The sequence below is a fragment of the Pantoea alhagi genome, assembly GCF_002101395.1.
Classification (GTDB): Bacteria; Pseudomonadota; Gammaproteobacteria; order Enterobacterales; family Enterobacteriaceae; genus Mixta; species Mixta alhagi.
This window is the reverse complement of sequence record NZ_CP019706.1, coordinates 4,016,184-4,030,532: the sequence shown is the minus strand read 5'-3', so window position 1 is coordinate 4,030,532 and position 14,349 is coordinate 4,016,184. Positions and strand designations below refer to the sequence as shown.

Genomic DNA, 14,349 nt, shown 5'->3' with positions numbered 1-14,349 from the left:
GTTATTGCTTTGTCTTTACAGGGTAAACAACAACCCTTTGCCTCTTTTTCCCTGTCGTACCACCCAGAACCCTTGCCTGACGCCCTTTACCGGCTATGTATCTTATTTTTTAACATCTCTTATTTTCTTGGCGTCAGCAGATAATCGGGATGTTTCCCCGCCAGCAAAAGCAGCAGTTCATATTCACCCTGACTTAGTCCTCCGTTCTTGCTGGCTTCCGCTTCCGACTCTTTCTTTTGCCATACACGCAAACTGTAATCAAAGCGTTCTGCCGCTTCCGCCTGCGTCAGACCTGCTGCCTGACGCGTGGTTTTAATGGTGGCACCGGTCGCGGGGATCATGGACAGTACTTTCAGAGGCATCGCATTCTCCACAACAATTTATAATAAGTTTTTTCCTAAGCATTAACACGGACCCTTCCGGTGTCAAGGCAAGCTAAATTGTTGTAGTTTTATAATTAATTGATATTACAATTGTTGGCTGGTTTTTAAACGTTATCAAATTTAAAATTTCAGTTAATGCTGAAAAAAACAGAGGATTTAGCGAAGCGGTAAAAAAATCTATCATTTGTGAAAGGCGATCTTCACCTTTACGCGCTGCGTTTGAAGTAAATAGCCCCTCTGTTTTTTGTAAAATATTCCCGCTGCGCTTGATCGAAACCACCTGTTACGTTTACTGTAATTATATACAGTGTTTATCAGGGTTATTTGTTATGGATTTCATCAGGCCTGCTGAACTGCGCGCTATTTTGCATTTGCCGCTGTTTATAGAGCGGGTAGCATGTGGTTTTCCTTCTCCGGCGCAGGATTATATTGAACAGCGTCTTGATCTTAACGATCTGTTAGTGCAGCGACCCAGCGCAACCTATTTTGTCAGGGTAAGCGGCGATTCAATGATCGAGGGCGGCATCAGTGATGGCGATATGCTGGTGGTGGATTGTTCGCTAACGCCAGAGCACGGCGATATTGTGGTGGCGGCAGTGGAAGGAGAGTTTACTGTAAAAAAACTTCAGCTGCGGCCGCGCGTGCAACTGGTGCCGATGAATCCGGCTTATCGGCCTATTGTTTTGAACAGCGAAGAGGGGCTGCAAATCTTTGGCGTGGTCACCTTTACCATTAAAGCGGTGAAATAGACCCAGGGCAAACCACTTGTTGCCAGCCACGCAGCCCCTGTGCGTCAGTTTTGTTCAGATACCAGTATCGCGAGCGTATCGGGTTCCAGCGCCCGGAAAATATGCTCCTGGTCCGCCGGATAAGAGATATAGTCACCGACGTTTAGCTCTACCGGCGAGCCGCTCAGCCCCACCAGCGCACGTCCCTGAGCAATAATAATATGCTCAACCGAACCCAGCGAATGCGGGCTGGAAAGGCGCTCAGAGCCAGGCTGCGTCATCAGTAAATAGACGTCCCGGCGTGCGCCTGGCGGACAGGTGGCAAGCAGAATTGCTTTATAATCGGCCAGCTCGGCGGTAACCGTTGGCCCTTCACCCCGACGAATAACCTGCATCTGATTAACTTGCGGCTCCATCAGACGGGCAAAAGGAATATCCAAAGCGACACACAGCGCCCAGAGCGTCTCAAGGCTGGGATTACCGGTGCCTGCCTCAAGCTGAGAAAGCGTAGATTTGGCAATGCCGGCGCGGCGCGCTACTTCTGCCAGCGAGAGACCGGCTCTATGCCGTTCACGCACCAGTCCTTCAGCAATAATCGTAATGGGTTGGGTCACTCTCTTGTCCTGTATCGAACGATCGTTCATCTTGTAAAACGTTCCGGAGGTGTTCATTATAACGAACATTCGTTTGATATGGAAAAGGGATTATGGCTCGACGTCGGTTCTTACTCAAAAATGATGTGTTCAAAGCTATCGCGCTGGTTTGCCTGGCCGATGCGCTGGTCGGGCTTTCCTACGGCTCGTTGGCTATTGCCGAAGGCTTTCCCTTTTGGGTACCGATGACGCTCTCGGTTTTAGTGCTTGCTGGCGCATCGGAGTTTATGTTTATCGGCATTATTGCAGGCGGCGGCAGCCCCTTTACTGCCGCCGCCGCAGGCCTGCTGGTGAACGCCCGTCATCTGCCTTTTGGCATTGCCGTTAAAGATCTGGTAGGACGTAAATACCTTAGCTGGCTGGGTTGTCACATTATGAATGATGAAAGCGTGGTGTTTGGTATTTCTCAGCGCAAGTATGTGGAGCGCCGGGCTGCCTACTGGTTCTGCGGGCTTGGCATCGCCTTCTGCTGGCCGCTCAGTGTCATGCTGGGAACGGTGGTTGGGCAGTGGATCCCGGATACCGACGCTATCGGGCTGGATGCCGTTTTTCCGGCCATCCTGATTGCGCTGATTTTTCCGGCGCTGCGGCATCGGCGAGTGTTAATTCCTGCTGCGACGGGCGCGGTGGTTGCACTGGCGACGTTACCGTGGGTGCCGGTGGGTATGCCGGTACTCTTTTCCCTGTCAGGACTGCTGGCGTGGAGGAACAGAAAATGATGCCAGCAACGATGACAATCGGCGGCATCGCTCTGCTTGCCGCAGGCACCTGGTTAATGCGTTTTGCTGGCTATAAGCTGGGCAGTCGACTGGCGCTATCTGAACGCACCCGGATGTTGTTATCCGATGCGGCTATTGTGCTGCTGCTGGCCGTTGCCGCCACCGCCACGCTGTTTAACGGACAAGCGTTTGCCGGGTATGCGCGTCTGGCTGGCGTACTGGTGGCGCTGTTTCTCGCCTGGCGTAAAGTGCCACTGATTCTGGTGATTATCAGTGCCGGGCTGGTGACCGCCCTGATGCGCTATGTGGGTGTGATGTAAAGCAAGCGTAAACCAGGCACAGGAAATCAGCGGCGCGGAAACAGCGTTATGTTTACGCCGCCGCGCCGGAGATAAACAGGTTAGTTTCTTTTGCTTAAGCTCATGCCGTCATTATTTAAGCTGATGCCAGCGTCATATTCTTTATTCAACCGACGCGCCTGATAAAAAACGGACTGCCAGTAAGGGTTGTCCAGCGAGGAGCGAATCACGCCTTTACTGGTGGAAGCATGCAGGAAATGCCGGTCAGTATCATAAAAGCCGACATGCATTCCGCCATTGATGCGGAAGAAAACTAAATCACCGGGGCGCAATTGCGTTGGCTTAACGTGCGTGCCCATATGAATAAGATCGCGCGTAGTGAGCCGCTCAACCGGTAAGTTAAAGCGATCTTTTAATGTTCTCCAGACAAAGCCTGAGCAATCCACGCCTGATAATTTCGTGCCGCCCCATTCATAAGGCGTGCCGTGCCAGGTATGCATTTGATCGTGCAGGGCCGCAATCACCGGAATCAAATCAGCCTGCTCGCCTTGCGCGCTGGCATCGGCAGAATCCTGTGCTGTTGCTGAGTTTTTCCCCGGAGATGAAGAACAACCGGCAAGAGCAATAAAAGAGACAAGCAATAACGTTTGAGCCAGTTTGCGATTCATTTTAGATTAGCGCGCTCCAGGAAGGGGAAAAGTGCTGAATATTCTGTTTTATAACTGAAAGAAGCGCTACCCAGAAACTTAACTTTTTCTTTTTACGTTAATTTACTGGAAACCGGCCGGAAAGCGCCGGTTTTACAGCTTTTCTGCTGCATTAGCGCTTTGTGTCGCTAAAATTATGTTACACATTCAGCACAAACAAACTGCTCGCTACCGGACAATACGCCTGCGTTTGGCAACGGCGCGTGAGATTAGTAAGGGCTGGCAGTAGGACGCACAATGATTTCACTCACGTCCACCTCATCAGGCTGAGCGATGGCATATGACATTGCGCGGGCAATGCTCTCTGGCTGCAGCGCAATTTGACGAAACGTCTGCATCGCCTGGCGCGCTGTGTCATCGCTGATAATATCGGCCAGCTCCGACTCAACCACGCCCGGCGAGATCACCGTTACCCGAATTTTATCGGTTTCCTGCCGCAGCCCGTCAGAGATGGCGCGAACAGCATATTTGCTGGCGCAATAAACGGCAGCGGTGGGCGAGACGCTGTGAGCGCCAATGGAGGCTACATTGATAATATGGCCGTACGCCTGCGCCTGCATAGCCGGAAGCACCGCTGCAATGCCATACAGCACTCCGCGCACGTTAACATCCAGCGTCAGCTCCCATTCCTCTACTTTCAGCGCTGACAGCGGCGACAGCGGCATCACCCCCGCGTTATTAATCAGCACATCGATGCGGCCATATTTTTCCATGGCCAGATCGGCCAACCGCTGCAGCGCGCTACGCTCCAGCACGTCACACTGCAACGCATCAATGTTTCTCCCTTCGGCGCGCAGTTCGGCGCACAGCGTTTCAAGACGATCGAGACGGCGTGCGCCTACAATCAGCATATGGCCTTCAGCTGCCAGCAGGCGGGCAGTTGCTTCACCGATACCGCTGCTGGAGGAGGTGCGTTTTATGCGTGCAGACCAGCCCATTGAACGTACGCCAGTGCTCTATGAACCCAGCATTATTATTGTTTGTCAGGGACGTAAGCGAGGCTATCTCGCCGATCGCATCTGGCACTATGATGCGCAGCAGTTTCTGGTGCTCTCGGTGCCTTTACCTTTTTCTTCAGAAACAGAAGCGACGCCGGAAGAGCCGATGCTGGCCGTGGCGGTGAAGCTTAACCTGGCGCTGGCGACGGAGCTTCTGCCCGTTAAACGTGCCCATGCTGGCGGAAAAAGCAGGAATGAGCGTGCCGCGTTTTCATATTCATTTCAAGGCGATTACCCACACATCGCCGATACAGTACATTAAATCTGTCAGGCTACATCAGGCCCGGCTGATGATGATACGCAGCAATCTTCCCGCTGCAAAAACTGCGCTGCAGGTAGGCTATGAAAGCGCATCGCAGTTTAACCGCGAATTTCGTCGTTTCTTTGGTCGTAGCCCAGGCGACGAGACTCGTCGGATGAAACAGGCCCTTGCTTTATTACCGCCTGCCGGGCTGGAAAGACAGGCGATTTCCCATTAATAAGCGGGGATCAAGGCTACGCTTCAGTCTCTTGCGCGCGTGGAGCACGGAATACCATCATAATCCCCAGCAGGATGGCAACCATACCGACCATGCCTGACCAGGGCAGCGCATTGCCCAACAGGAAATAATCCAGCACGGCAGTGATCACCGGCACCAGATAAAACAGGCTCGTCACGTTAACAATACTGCCGGCGTTAAGCAGGCGGTACAGCAGCAACTGTGCCACTACCGAAATCAATACGCCCAGAAACAATACAGAGATAAAGAACGCCTGGTTAAAGCTTACCTGGAATGTCCCCAGCGGCAGTAGAAAGAGGCACAGCAACAGCCCGATCCCGTACTGCAGGGGAAGCACGTCAGCGGGTGCCTGGCGCGTTTTCTTTTGCATAATGGCGCCGAATGTCATAAACAGCAGGGCGGCCAGAGCAAAAAGAATGCCGGCTGCGGGCAGATGAGAGGCGGACAGGCTGCGCCAGACCAGCAGCACCAGGCCTGAAAGCGCCACGCACAGGCCAAAAAATCGCAATCCCTGCATCCTGCGTTCCACAATGCACAGCGTGAGAATGGGCTGAATTCCCATAATGGTGGCAATCAGGCCGGGCGTAACGCCGTACGCCATCGCCTGGAAATAACAGATCGAATAGCCACCGATAAGCATCAGTCCGGTCAGCGCCGCCTGGCGGCGGGTGCCTTTTTCCGGCAGCCACCGTCGGCGAAAGCAGCCGATAAGCAGTAGCGTGGCAAGAGCAATAGCAAAACGGAAAATCAGTAGCGCTAACGGCGATGCGTTATCCAGACCCAGCCGGGTAAAAATAGCAGCGCAGCCCCAGAGCAGTACAAAGCCGGACGTTGCGCTCTGCGAGGCAATGGTTGTTTTATTTATCGGCATAATTAACTGTTTTCCTTGCTTATTTTATATCGGCGCGCACCGTTCCCGGCGTGCTTTTATCTGGAATTTATCACCCCAGTTGAAATTACAAAAACGAATGTTTAGCATGCAAAGCATGACAAATTCAGATGAAACGACGCATTCATGGACGTAAACATCCAAAAATATAAGGCTTTCCTGAAAGTGGTAGAGCTGGAAAGCTTTACCAGAGCGGCGGAAAAACTGTTTTATTCTCAGTCAGGGATTAGCCGGATGATTAATGATCTGGAAAAGGAGTGGAACGTCACCCTGTTTGAGCGCAGCCGGACGGGTGTGCGGCTAACTTCCGACGGTATCAAGCTTTTGCCTTTTGCCAAAAATGTCTGTGAGGAGTATCAGAAGCTTCAGGCAGAAGTTGATGCGCTCAATGGACTGCAGTCGGGAATTATTCGTATTGGCACTTTTTCCAGCGTCGCTACCCACTGGTTACCTGATATTCTGAAAGCGTTTCAGGAAGATTATCCCAATATCGATTTTGAACTGTTGCTGGGGGACTATACGGAAATTGAGGGCTGGATCGCTGAAGGGCGGGTGGACTGTGGTTTCACACGTTTACCGGCTTCACCTGCCTTTGAAACCCTTTTTCTTGAGAAAGATGAATATCTGGTAGTGCTTCCTGAGGGGCATGCGCTTTCAGCGTATGATGCGGTTCCGGTTGCCTCTTTATGCCAGGAACCTTTCATTCTGCTTGAAAAGGGAAAGAATACTGAAATATCCGAGATATTCAGCGCATCTGGTCTGGTACCGCGCGTAAGGTTTACGTTATGGGATGATTACGCCGTTATGGCTATGGTAGAAAAAAAGCTGGGCGTCAGCATCTTACCGGCGCTTATTCTCAGAAATGTTCCTTATCGTGTCGTTACCCGAAAAATCGACATATCACCCTGTCGTGATATTGGCCTCGCTTTCCGAAATAAAAAAACCACTTCGCGTGCAGTGAAACAATTCATTGACTACCTGGATTACAGAAAGCCATAGGCTTTAACAGCAATCTGATTAAAACCGCCTTGCGTTCTGACAGGCGAGGGCATCCGCTGTCGGCAGGTTTCTTTCCGCCAATTCCTCTCTTTATCGCTCAATCCTGATCATTCATACCTGTTGCCAGGCGTAAATTTTCTACAGTGCTGGCTGGGTACTGACGTCATAATCCATCACACACCTCGCTAAATGAAAGATTTTATCTTTCATTTATTCTTTCATTATGAAAGATTTTATAATCATTATGTGATCTCCATATCTTTTATTGTTTCATTTTCGATCTACCTTGTTATCGCAGTGAACAAGAAGTTATTTCTGTTTTCCAGGTGAAGGGGTTGCAACATGATTGAAAGCATCACACATGGAGCCGAGTGGTTTATTGGGCTCTTTCAGAAAGGGGGCGAAGTTTTCATCGGGATGGTCACCGATATTCTTCCTTTGCTGATCAGCCTGCTGGTGGTTATGAATGCGCTGATCGTTTTTGTCGGGCAGCGTCGCATTGAAGCGCTTGCACAGCGCTGCGCCGGTAATCCGGTTTCTCGTTATCTGCTCCTGCCCGTTATCGGCACGTTTGTCTTCTGTAATCCCATGACGCACAGCCTTGGCAAGTTTATGCCGGAAAAATACAAACCGAGCTATTACGCTGCCGCTTCCTACAGTTGTCACTCAATGAACGGTCTGTTTCCACACATCAACCCCGGCGAGCTGTTTGTTTACCTGGGGATTGCCAACGGACTGACAACGCTTGGCCTGCCGCTGGGGCCGCTGGCCGTAAGCTATCTGCTTGTCGGCATAGTGACCAACTTTTTCAGGGGCTGGATTACCGATCTCACCACCACCATTTTTGAAAGAAAGATGGGCGTACAACTCGACCGTCAGGTTCGTTTATAAGAGCGGAGCAGAAGATGACTGACACCATTACCGTTAAAAAAGGCGAAAGTGGCTGGGGTGGCCCGCTCACAATCACCGTTACGCCCGGGAAAAAGATTGTTTACGTTACGGCAGGTACCCGACCGGCCATCGTTGACCGGCTGAAAGAGGTGACCGGCTGGGAGGCTGTGGATGGTTTCAAGGAGGGAGAACCCCCGCAGAAGAAATTGGCGTGGCGGTTATCGACTGTGGCGGCACGCTGCGCTGCGGACTCTATCCGAAGCGACGCATTCCCACTATTAACATTCATGCCACCGGTAAGTCCGGGCCGCTGGCGCAGTACATTACGGAAGATATCTACGTGTCAGGCGTTCGTCCGGAAGATATTCAGGCCGGCAGCGGCACGCCTTTGCCAGCCGCTGAATCACAGCCTGTTGCAACGCCTCTCGGCAAAGGGCGCGACTACGACACCAGTAAAAAAATCACCGAACAGAGCGACGGCCTGCTGGCCAAAGTCGGGATGGGGATGGGATCGGTTATGGCTGTTTTCTTCCAGGCCGGTCGTGAAACCATCGACACAGTACTGAAAACCATTCTGCCATTCATGGCGTTTGTCTCAGCGCTGATAGGCATCATCATGGCCTCCGGCCTGGGGGATTTTATCGCCCACGGCCTGACGCCGCTGGCCAACAGCCCGGTCGGCCTGGTGACGCTGGCGTTGATCTGCTCTTTCCCTCTGCTTTCACCGTTTCTTGGTCCCGGGGCCGTCATTGCGCAGGTTATTGGCGTGCTGGTCGGGGTGCAGATCGGGCAGGGAACCATTCCGCCGCATCTCGCGCTACCGGCGCTGTTTGCCATTAATTCACAGGCGGCCTGCGACTTTATTCCCGTCGGCCTGTCGATTGCCGAGGCGCGCCAGGAGACCGTGCGTGTCGGCGTGCCATCGGTGCTGGTTGGCCGTTTCCTTACCGGCGCGCCGTCAGTGCTTCTTGCCTGGGCCGTATCCGGGTTTATCTATCAATAATAGCGGGAGAGCTTATGAAAACCGTTTATGAATCCACGTTTATCTCTGTTGGCCCCTGTGCGAATGAGTCGCTGGAAGACAACTTCATTATCACTTTCGGTGAAGGCGCACCGCAGGATGTGGCGGAATACTGCTTCATTCACCGTACCGACATCAACGACGGTGGCGCATTTGATGCCGGTTCCGTGCTGGCTATCGGAGAAAGAGAGTATCCGGTCACGGCCGTTGGCAATGTAGCGCGGGAAAACCTGCGCGACCTTGGGCATATCACCGTGCGTTTTGACGGTGCCAGTCAGGCCGAGTTTCCCGGCACCGTTCATGTTGCCGGCAGCGCGCCGGCATCCATTGAGCCGGGCCAAAAGTTTCGTATGCTGAGTGAATAATCGGGAGAAGAGAATGGATCAGGTTGCTGTAGTCATCGGTGGTGGTCAGACGCTGGGTGCTTACCTGTGCGAGGGGCTGGCGGAGGCCGGTTATAAAGTGGCGGTTGCCGACCTTAATCAAGGGAATGCCAGCAAGGTCGCCGCAACCATTAACGAGCGTTATGGCGCAGGCCGGGCGCAGGGGTTTCAGGTCGATGCCACCAGTGAAGAGAGCGTGATCGCGCTGGCGCGCCAGGTTGACGAAGGATTTGGCCGAACGGATTTACTGTTGTACAGCGCAGGTATTGCCAAAGCCGCACCGATTACGGAATTCGGGCTTAATGATTTTGACCTGTCGCTGCAGGTCAATCTGGTGGGCTATTTTCTTTGCGCCCGCGAGTTCTCAAAGTTGATGATCAGAGATGGCATTAAAGGACGAATCATTCAGATTAACTCCAAATCGGGCAAAGTCGGCAGCAAGCATAATTCCGGCTACAGCGCGGCCAAGTTTGGCGGCGTCGGGCTGACACAGTCGCTGGCGCTCGACCTGGCTGAATATGGCATCACCGTTCACTCACTGATGCTGGGCAACCTGCTTAAGTCGCCGATGTTCCAGTCTTTGCTGCCGCAATATGCGGAGAAGCTGGGTATCAGACCCGATCAGGTAGAGCAGCACTATATCGATAAGGTGCCGCTGAAGCGTGGATGTGATTATGAGGATGTGCTTAATGTTCTGCTGTTCTACGCAAGTGATAAAGCCGCTTACTGCACCGGGCAGTCTATTAACATTACCGGCGGACAGGTGATGTTCTGACAAGGGAACCGGCAGCGCAGGCTGCCGGTTACAGAGGAAAAAAGATGGATCCTGTAAATGCACTAATCTGCATGGCAGCCGCTGCCTGGATTGGCCAGATCGCGCTGGGCTGGCAGCAAATTAACCGTTTCAATCAGGCGATCGGGACGCTTTCAAAGAGCGGACAGATATGCATTGGTCGCTCGGCCGGGCGTTTTAAGCCGCGTATCATTCTGGCACTGGCGGTCAGTAATGAGGGCCGAATCACCGGTAATTTCGTAATGAAGGGATTGACGGTGTTTGCACGTCCGTACAGCGAGAACGCACTGACCGGCAAAACGCTCAGCGAACTGCATCCTGAAACCCTCTTTCCTGGGAATAAGGCGCTGCGCGAGGCGCTGACGTTAGCTATTTCAAATAAAAGATGTTAACTTTCATTCTGAAAGATTATTCCTTTGCATCGCGAGTCAAGACGTCCGGGATGATGAGGAAGTTCAGAAACTGAAAAGGACCTCTTTATGAAACCGATACAGCGTCAGGCGCAAATCCTTGAATATCTGCAGCAGCACGGCCGAACAACCGTAGAAGCGTTGATTGCCCATTTTAATACCACCGGAACCACCATCCGCAAGGACTTGACGCGGCTCCAGCAGGAAGGGGCCGTAATACGAACCTATGGCGGCGTGATGCTGAACCGCGATGAAGGAGATCAGCCTATCGACAGAAAAACGCTTATTAATACAGAAAAGAAAAAGCGTATCGCCGCACGTGCCGCTTCACTTATCAGCGAAGGCGACTCGCTTATTTTTGATGCCGGCAGTACCGTTCTGCAAATGGTGCCGCATCTGGCGCGTTTCAATAATATTACCGTGATGACCAACAGCCTGAGCATTGTCAATGAGCTGGTGGAGCTGGACAACGATCAGGTCATTCTTATGCCTGGCGGCACCTATCGCAGCACATCCGCCTCTTTCCACGGCAGCCTCGCGGAATCCGCTTTCACCAAATTCAGCTTCGATACGCTGTTTATTGGCGCCGACGGCGTGGATATGAGCGCCGGGGTCACAACATTCAATGAAGTGTTTGCCGTCAGCCAGGCGATGTGTCACGCCGCCAGGAAAATCGTCCTGCTGGTCGACGCCTCAAAATTTGGTCGCCGCAGTCCGAACGTGGTGTGCAGCCTGGATGCTGTCGATGTGTTGATCACCGACAGCGATATCCCCCCGGATATTGCGGCGCAGCTGGAAGCGAAGGGGATTGAGGTGATTATCGTCGCAGACGACTAATCTGTTCGCATGAATTTACCGGGGCGCGACCCAATGAGAAGGGAGAGTATTTAACCCTGTGCCCCGATGAGCAGGCAATGATGCGTTAGCGGCTGCGTTCGATCGTCGTGATAATCAGTGCAGTAAGCTCCTGCAATCCTTCCTGCTGGCTGATATCACCACAGATCACTGCACTGGAAATGGCATCTGCCGCCCCCAGCAATCCCCACATGGTAGCCAGAGGAATGCCGGAGGGCGCAACAAACGCTGCAAACCAGCCGCGAAACTTTTCGATAAAATCGAGCTGATACTGGCGCTTAACCTCGGCAAGCTCCGGGGTGCTGTCCAGCGCAGAGAGAACATCAGGAATTTCGCGCCCCTGCGTCAGCACACAATTCACATAGCTGGCGGCCACCACCGCAGCTTTGTCCTGTAGCCTGTCGCCCGCCGCCGCCATAGCCGCATCGAAAAGCGCGTTCTGACGAATATCAAAATCTTCGTACAGCGCAGCCAGCAAGCCGTGACGCGTACTGAAGTGATCGTACACTACCGGCTTGCTGACGCCTGCTTCTTCAGCCACGCGGCCCAGCGTAAGCGCATCGGTGCCTTCCTGGCGTATCAGATCCCATGCAACGGTTAACAGCTGCTGTCGTCTGGCCTGATGAGTCATACGCTGGCGTGGAGCCTGATTCATATCTTTTCCTTCTGTTCAAACAACTGTCGGCCAAGATTATAGGCCAGGGTGTAATGTGCGTCGGGATAGTTTTCATCAGCAGGCAACAGCAGTTCGCTGGTTATCACCGGCGCGCCGCAGTAGCCAAAAATACCCAGGTCAATTTGAGTGCGCATGCTGCTGAAATAACCGCGACGGAGATAAGTGCGCGGGGTGGCTGCGCCCAGCGCCAGAAGATGCACCTGCAGATGTCCAAGCTTTCCGATGACCTTATCCCCGGCTTCTTCATATGCCCAGCCATGGGTAAATACCCGGTCGATCCAGCCTTTTAGCTGTGCCGGAAATGACCACCAGTAAACGGGATAGACCAGCACCAGCGCATTAGCACGGTTTAGCCGCTGCTGTTCGGCCAGCACATCAGCAGGTAATGGCGAGCCATGTTTAAACTGCTCATAGTCAGCCTGGCTGAAACGCGGATCGAACTGCTCCGCAGCGAGGTTGACCTGCTCAAAAGTATGTATGCCGCTGGCGGCAACGCCATGGGCCACCTGTGAAGCTATCGCCTGGGTATGTGACTGACTATCGGGATGGGCAGAAACGATCAGTGCGTGCATATCAATGACCTCATTTTCAGTTTACCTACTAACAGTAACTTACTAATGGTAGGTTAATGCCGCACGTCTGGCAAGCGCGTTTCTGTCCGGCTTTAGCGTTGCAGATAAAATAAGCGCCAGCGCGATCTTTGATGGAATTCAAACAATCATAATTCCCTATGACCGTGCGTAAAATTTCTGTTGCACGCCGTTATCACTTATTTCACGATGGTAGAACGTTCTAATAAAACGTTCTACTTACAATAACAGCGCGTTTTTAGCGCAGGTAACGGCCTTAACCCGGGGAAGAAAATGAGTGTGATATCAGGGTTTGTGAAGTCGCTGTCTAAGCTTTCTATGATTGGGCGCGCATTGATGCTGCCTATCTCTCTGTTGCCCGCCGCCGGGCTGCTGCTGGCGTTCGGGGATAAGTTCCACTTACCGCTAATGATGAATGCGGGCGGGGTGATTTTCGATAACCTGCCGCTGCTGTTTGCTATTGGCTCCGCCGTGGGGCTGGCCTCTGAATCAGGGATTGCTGCACTCTCGGCTGCCGTCTCGGTGTTTATTACCAATATGACGATCGGCACCGTGTTGTCGATTACCCCGGAAATGGCTGCACAGGGCGGAAAGTATGCAATGGTGGTCGGTATTCCTACGCTGCAAATGGGCGTGTTCGGCGGCCTGCTGTGCGGCATTCTGGCAGCCTGGTGCTACAACCGTTTTCACACCATTCAGTTGCCGGAGTTTCTCGGCTTTTTCTCAGGCAAACGCTTTGTCGCTATTGCCACCGCGTTTCTCTCTTTCCTGCTGGGTCTGCTGTTACCCTATATCTGGCAATATATTCAGTCCGGTATTGATGCGCTGTCGGTAGTGGTAAACGGCGATAACCAGGCCGCGTCGACGTTTATTTTCGGGCTGGTGGAGCGTGCGCTGATCCCGCTTGGGCTGCATCACATCTGGTATCCTTCTTTTTGGTATTCATTCGGGGATTACACGACCCAGGCGGGGCAGGTTATTCATGGCGACCAGACCATCTGGTTTAAAATGCTGGAGGAAGGCACGAAATCTTTTAGCAGCGACACTTACCAGAATGCCGGTAAATTCATGCAGGGCGAATTCCCGTTAATGCTGTTTGCACTGCCGGCGGCCTGCCTGGCGATGTACCATGAGGCGCAAACCAAAAACAAAAAAATCGCTGCGGGGATCCTGTTTTCCGCCGCGCTGACCTGCTTCCTGACCGGGATTACCGAACCGGTTGAATTTACCTTTATTTTTGTCGCGCCGATCCTCTATGTGTTTAACGCAGTGATGGCCGGGCTCTCCTATATGTGTATGTATCTGATGCATGCGCATATCGCCAAATCTTTCTCTGCCGGGCTGATTGACTATATTTCGTTTGGCATCCTGCCCTCGTTTAACGGGTATCAGACCAACTTTCTCAATGCCATCATCATCGGGGTGCCGATGGGGCTGATTTACTACGTTACCTTCCGCTTTGTGATCCGCCGTTTTGATATCAAAACTCCGGGTCGGGCAGATATCACTGCCGATGCCAGTGATAAAACAGACGACGAACTGGCTACGGAGATCATTGCTCTGCTGGGCGGCGCGCGTAATATTGATTCCGTGGGCGCCTGTATTACTCGTCTGCGTCTTGAAGTTGCCCAGGGCGGGCAGGTGGATAAAGACGGGCTGAACGCGCTGGGAGCGCGTGGCGTGGTATTTGTCGGTGAGAGAGGCATTCAGGTGATCTTTGGTGCACGGGCGCAATTTATCGCCCAGAAAATGTCCCTGGTGCTGGGCAAATAAGCGAGGCGGGCAGTAAAAAAGCCTCCTGGCTTTTCCCAGGAGGCTTTACTCTGGCGGATAAGCCGTACCTTCAGGGAGAAAA

General features: G+C 52.7%; 17 protein-coding genes and 3 pseudogenes. 13 read left to right on the top strand and 7 right to left on the bottom strand.

The annotated features are described in order from the left end of the window. Positions 1–119: 119 nt before the first annotated feature. On the bottom strand, positions 120–362 hold the full coding sequence (locus tag B1H58_RS19075; protein WP_085072009.1) for a helix-turn-helix domain-containing protein: 243 nt from the start codon (positions 360–362) through the stop codon (positions 120–122). Positions 363–712: 350 nt separating this feature from the next. Here B1H58_RS19075 and umuD point away from each other — a divergent pair, with 350 nt between their 5' ends. Then, positions 713–1,132 carry a translesion error-prone DNA polymerase V autoproteolytic subunit gene (gene umuD, locus B1H58_RS19070; protein WP_085072008.1) on the top strand — a complete coding sequence of 140 codons (420 nt, stop codon included), beginning with the start codon at positions 713–715 and terminating at the stop codon, positions 1,130–1,132. 44 nt (positions 1,133–1,176) lie between these two features. On the opposite strand, the gene B1H58_RS19065 is transcribed toward umuD, so the two are convergent. Then, positions 1,177–1,725: a helix-turn-helix domain-containing protein gene (locus tag B1H58_RS19065; protein WP_085072007.1), complete on the bottom strand. Its 549-nt coding sequence runs from the start codon at positions 1,723–1,725 to the stop codon at positions 1,177–1,179. Between the two features lie 92 nt (positions 1,726–1,817). On the opposite strand from B1H58_RS19065, the gene B1H58_RS19060 reads away from it, so the two are divergent. Further along, positions 1,818–2,483, top strand: a complete 666-nt coding sequence (locus tag B1H58_RS19060) for an AzlC family ABC transporter permease (RefSeq protein WP_085072006.1) — start codon at positions 1,818–1,820, stop codon at positions 2,481–2,483. Then, positions 2,483–2,803: an AzlD domain-containing protein gene (locus B1H58_RS19055; RefSeq protein WP_208615363.1), complete on the top strand. Its 321-nt coding sequence runs from the start codon at positions 2,483–2,485 to the stop codon at positions 2,801–2,803. The genes B1H58_RS19060 and B1H58_RS19055 overlap by 1 nt, the downstream gene beginning before the upstream one ends. A gap of 80 nt (positions 2,804–2,883) precedes the next feature. Here B1H58_RS19055 and B1H58_RS19050 read toward each other — a convergent pair whose 3' ends face one another. Both B1H58_RS19050 and B1H58_RS19045 read right to left on the bottom strand, forming a co-directional pair. Beyond that, complete coding sequence (locus B1H58_RS19050; protein WP_085072004.1) at positions 2,884–3,450, bottom strand: C40 family peptidase; 567 nt, start codon at positions 3,448–3,450, stop codon at positions 2,884–2,886. A 248-nt stretch (positions 3,451–3,698) separates the two neighbouring features. Continuing rightward, positions 3,699–4,427, bottom strand: coding sequence for an SDR family oxidoreductase (locus B1H58_RS19045; RefSeq protein WP_085072003.1), 729 nt, complete (start codon positions 4,425–4,427; stop codon positions 3,699–3,701). Here B1H58_RS19045 and B1H58_RS19040 point away from each other — a divergent pair. Continuing rightward, a pseudogene (locus tag B1H58_RS19040) lies at positions 4,333–4,966 on the top strand (AraC family transcriptional regulator). The gene B1H58_RS19045 and the pseudogene B1H58_RS19040 sit on opposite strands and share 95 nt — an antisense overlap. A gap of 16 nt (positions 4,967–4,982) precedes the next feature. On the opposite strand, the gene B1H58_RS19035 reads toward B1H58_RS19040, so the two are convergent. After that, positions 4,983–5,858: a DMT family transporter gene (locus B1H58_RS19035; RefSeq protein WP_085072002.1), complete on the bottom strand. Its 876-nt coding sequence runs from the start codon at positions 5,856–5,858 to the stop codon at positions 4,983–4,985. 144 nt (positions 5,859–6,002) lie between these two features. Between B1H58_RS19035 and B1H58_RS19030 the strand changes: the two genes are divergently transcribed. The 8 genes and pseudogenes from B1H58_RS19030 (at position 6,003) to srlR (ending at position 11,210) form a co-directional block, all read left to right on the top strand. After that, positions 6,003–6,875: a LysR family transcriptional regulator gene (locus tag B1H58_RS19030; protein WP_085072001.1), complete on the top strand. Its 873-nt coding sequence runs from the start codon at positions 6,003–6,005 to the stop codon at positions 6,873–6,875. A 342-nt stretch (positions 6,876–7,217) separates the two neighbouring features. Further along, positions 7,218–7,766, top strand: a complete 549-nt coding sequence (srlA, locus tag B1H58_RS19025; RefSeq protein WP_085072000.1) for a PTS glucitol/sorbitol transporter subunit IIC — start codon at positions 7,218–7,220, stop codon at positions 7,764–7,766. A gap of 14 nt (positions 7,767–7,780) precedes the next feature. After that, positions 7,781–7,906, top strand: a pseudogene (gene srlE, locus B1H58_RS21335) (PTS glucitol/sorbitol transporter subunit IIB); the annotation flags it as partial. A gap of 95 nt (positions 7,907–8,001) precedes the next feature. Further along, positions 8,002–8,769 (top strand): annotated as a pseudogene (srlE, locus tag B1H58_RS19020) (PTS glucitol/sorbitol transporter subunit IIB); the annotation flags it as partial. Between the two features lie 14 nt (positions 8,770–8,783). Next, complete coding sequence (locus B1H58_RS19015) at positions 8,784–9,152, top strand: PTS glucitol/sorbitol transporter subunit IIA (protein WP_085071999.1); 369 nt, start codon at positions 8,784–8,786, stop codon at positions 9,150–9,152. Between the two features lie 13 nt (positions 9,153–9,165). After that, on the top strand, positions 9,166–9,945 hold the full coding sequence (srlD, locus tag B1H58_RS19010; protein ID WP_085071998.1) for a sorbitol-6-phosphate dehydrogenase: 780 nt from the start codon (positions 9,166–9,168) through the stop codon (positions 9,943–9,945). Between the two features lie 44 nt (positions 9,946–9,989). Further along, entirely contained in the window at positions 9,990–10,355 is a 366-nt protein-coding gene (gene gutM / locus B1H58_RS19005) for a transcriptional regulator GutM (protein WP_085071997.1), read from the top strand. Positions 10,356–10,442: 87 nt separating this feature from the next. Beyond that, entirely contained in the window at positions 10,443–11,210 is a 768-nt protein-coding gene (srlR, locus tag B1H58_RS19000; protein WP_085071996.1) for a glucitol operon DNA-binding transcriptional repressor SrlR, read from the top strand. Positions 11,211–11,295: 85 nt separating this feature from the next. Here srlR and B1H58_RS18995 read toward each other — a convergent pair whose 3' ends face one another. Both B1H58_RS18995 and B1H58_RS18990 read right to left on the bottom strand, forming a co-directional pair. Continuing rightward, complete coding sequence (locus tag B1H58_RS18995; protein ID WP_085071995.1) at positions 11,296–11,883, bottom strand: TetR/AcrR family transcriptional regulator; 588 nt, start codon at positions 11,881–11,883, stop codon at positions 11,296–11,298. Continuing rightward, the gene (locus tag B1H58_RS18990; protein ID WP_085071994.1) at positions 11,880–12,476 is read right to left on the bottom strand and encodes an NAD(P)H-dependent oxidoreductase; all 597 of its coding nucleotides are present in this window, start codon (positions 12,474–12,476) and stop codon (positions 11,880–11,882) included. Before B1H58_RS18990 ends, B1H58_RS18995 begins: the two co-directional genes overlap by 4 nt. Positions 12,477–12,767: 291 nt before the next feature. Here B1H58_RS18990 and B1H58_RS18985 point away from each other — a divergent pair, with 291 nt between their 5' ends. Further along, on the top strand, positions 12,768–14,267 hold the full coding sequence (locus tag B1H58_RS18985) for a PTS transporter subunit EIIC (protein WP_085071993.1): 1,500 nt from the start codon (positions 12,768–12,770) through the stop codon (positions 14,265–14,267). Positions 14,268–14,349 lie beyond the last annotated feature (82 nt).

Coding starts and splice junctions, on each gene's coding strand:
- B1H58_RS18985 (WP_085071993.1), top strand. CDS start 12,768: ATGAGTGTGATATCAGGGTTTGTGAAGTCGCTGTCTAAGCTTTCTATG.
- B1H58_RS19015 (WP_085071999.1), top strand. CDS start 8,784: ATGAAAACCGTTTATGAATCCACGTTTATCTCTGTTGGCCCCTGTGCG.
- B1H58_RS19035 (WP_085072002.1), bottom strand. CDS start 5,858: ATGCCGATAAATAAAACAACCATTGCCTCGCAGAGCGCAACGTCCGGC.
- B1H58_RS18995 (WP_085071995.1), bottom strand. CDS start 11,883: ATGAATCAGGCTCCACGCCAGCGTATGACTCATCAGGCCAGACGACAG.
- srlR (WP_085071996.1), top strand. CDS start 10,443: ATGAAACCGATACAGCGTCAGGCGCAAATCCTTGAATATCTGCAGCAG.
- umuD (WP_085072008.1), top strand. CDS start 713: ATGGATTTCATCAGGCCTGCTGAACTGCGCGCTATTTTGCATTTGCCG.
- B1H58_RS18990 (WP_085071994.1), bottom strand. CDS start 12,476: ATGCACGCACTGATCGTTTCTGCCCATCCCGATAGTCAGTCACATACC.
- B1H58_RS19060 (WP_085072006.1), top strand. CDS start 1,818: ATGGCTCGACGTCGGTTCTTACTCAAAAATGATGTGTTCAAAGCTATC.
- B1H58_RS19045 (WP_085072003.1), bottom strand. CDS start 4,427: ATGGGCTGGTCTGCACGCATAAAACGCACCTCCTCCAGCAGCGGTATC.
- B1H58_RS19055 (WP_208615363.1), top strand. CDS start 2,483: ATGCCAGCAACGATGACAATCGGCGGCATCGCTCTGCTTGCCGCAGGC.
- B1H58_RS19050 (WP_085072004.1), bottom strand. CDS start 3,450: ATGAATCGCAAACTGGCTCAAACGTTATTGCTTGTCTCTTTTATTGCT.
- srlD (WP_085071998.1), top strand. CDS start 9,166: ATGGATCAGGTTGCTGTAGTCATCGGTGGTGGTCAGACGCTGGGTGCT.
- B1H58_RS19075 (WP_085072009.1), bottom strand. CDS start 362: ATGCCTCTGAAAGTACTGTCCATGATCCCCGCGACCGGTGCCACCATT.
- gutM (WP_085071997.1), top strand. CDS start 9,990: ATGGATCCTGTAAATGCACTAATCTGCATGGCAGCCGCTGCCTGGATT.
- srlA (WP_085072000.1), top strand. CDS start 7,218: ATGATTGAAAGCATCACACATGGAGCCGAGTGGTTTATTGGGCTCTTT.
- B1H58_RS19030 (WP_085072001.1), top strand. CDS start 6,003: ATGGACGTAAACATCCAAAAATATAAGGCTTTCCTGAAAGTGGTAGAG.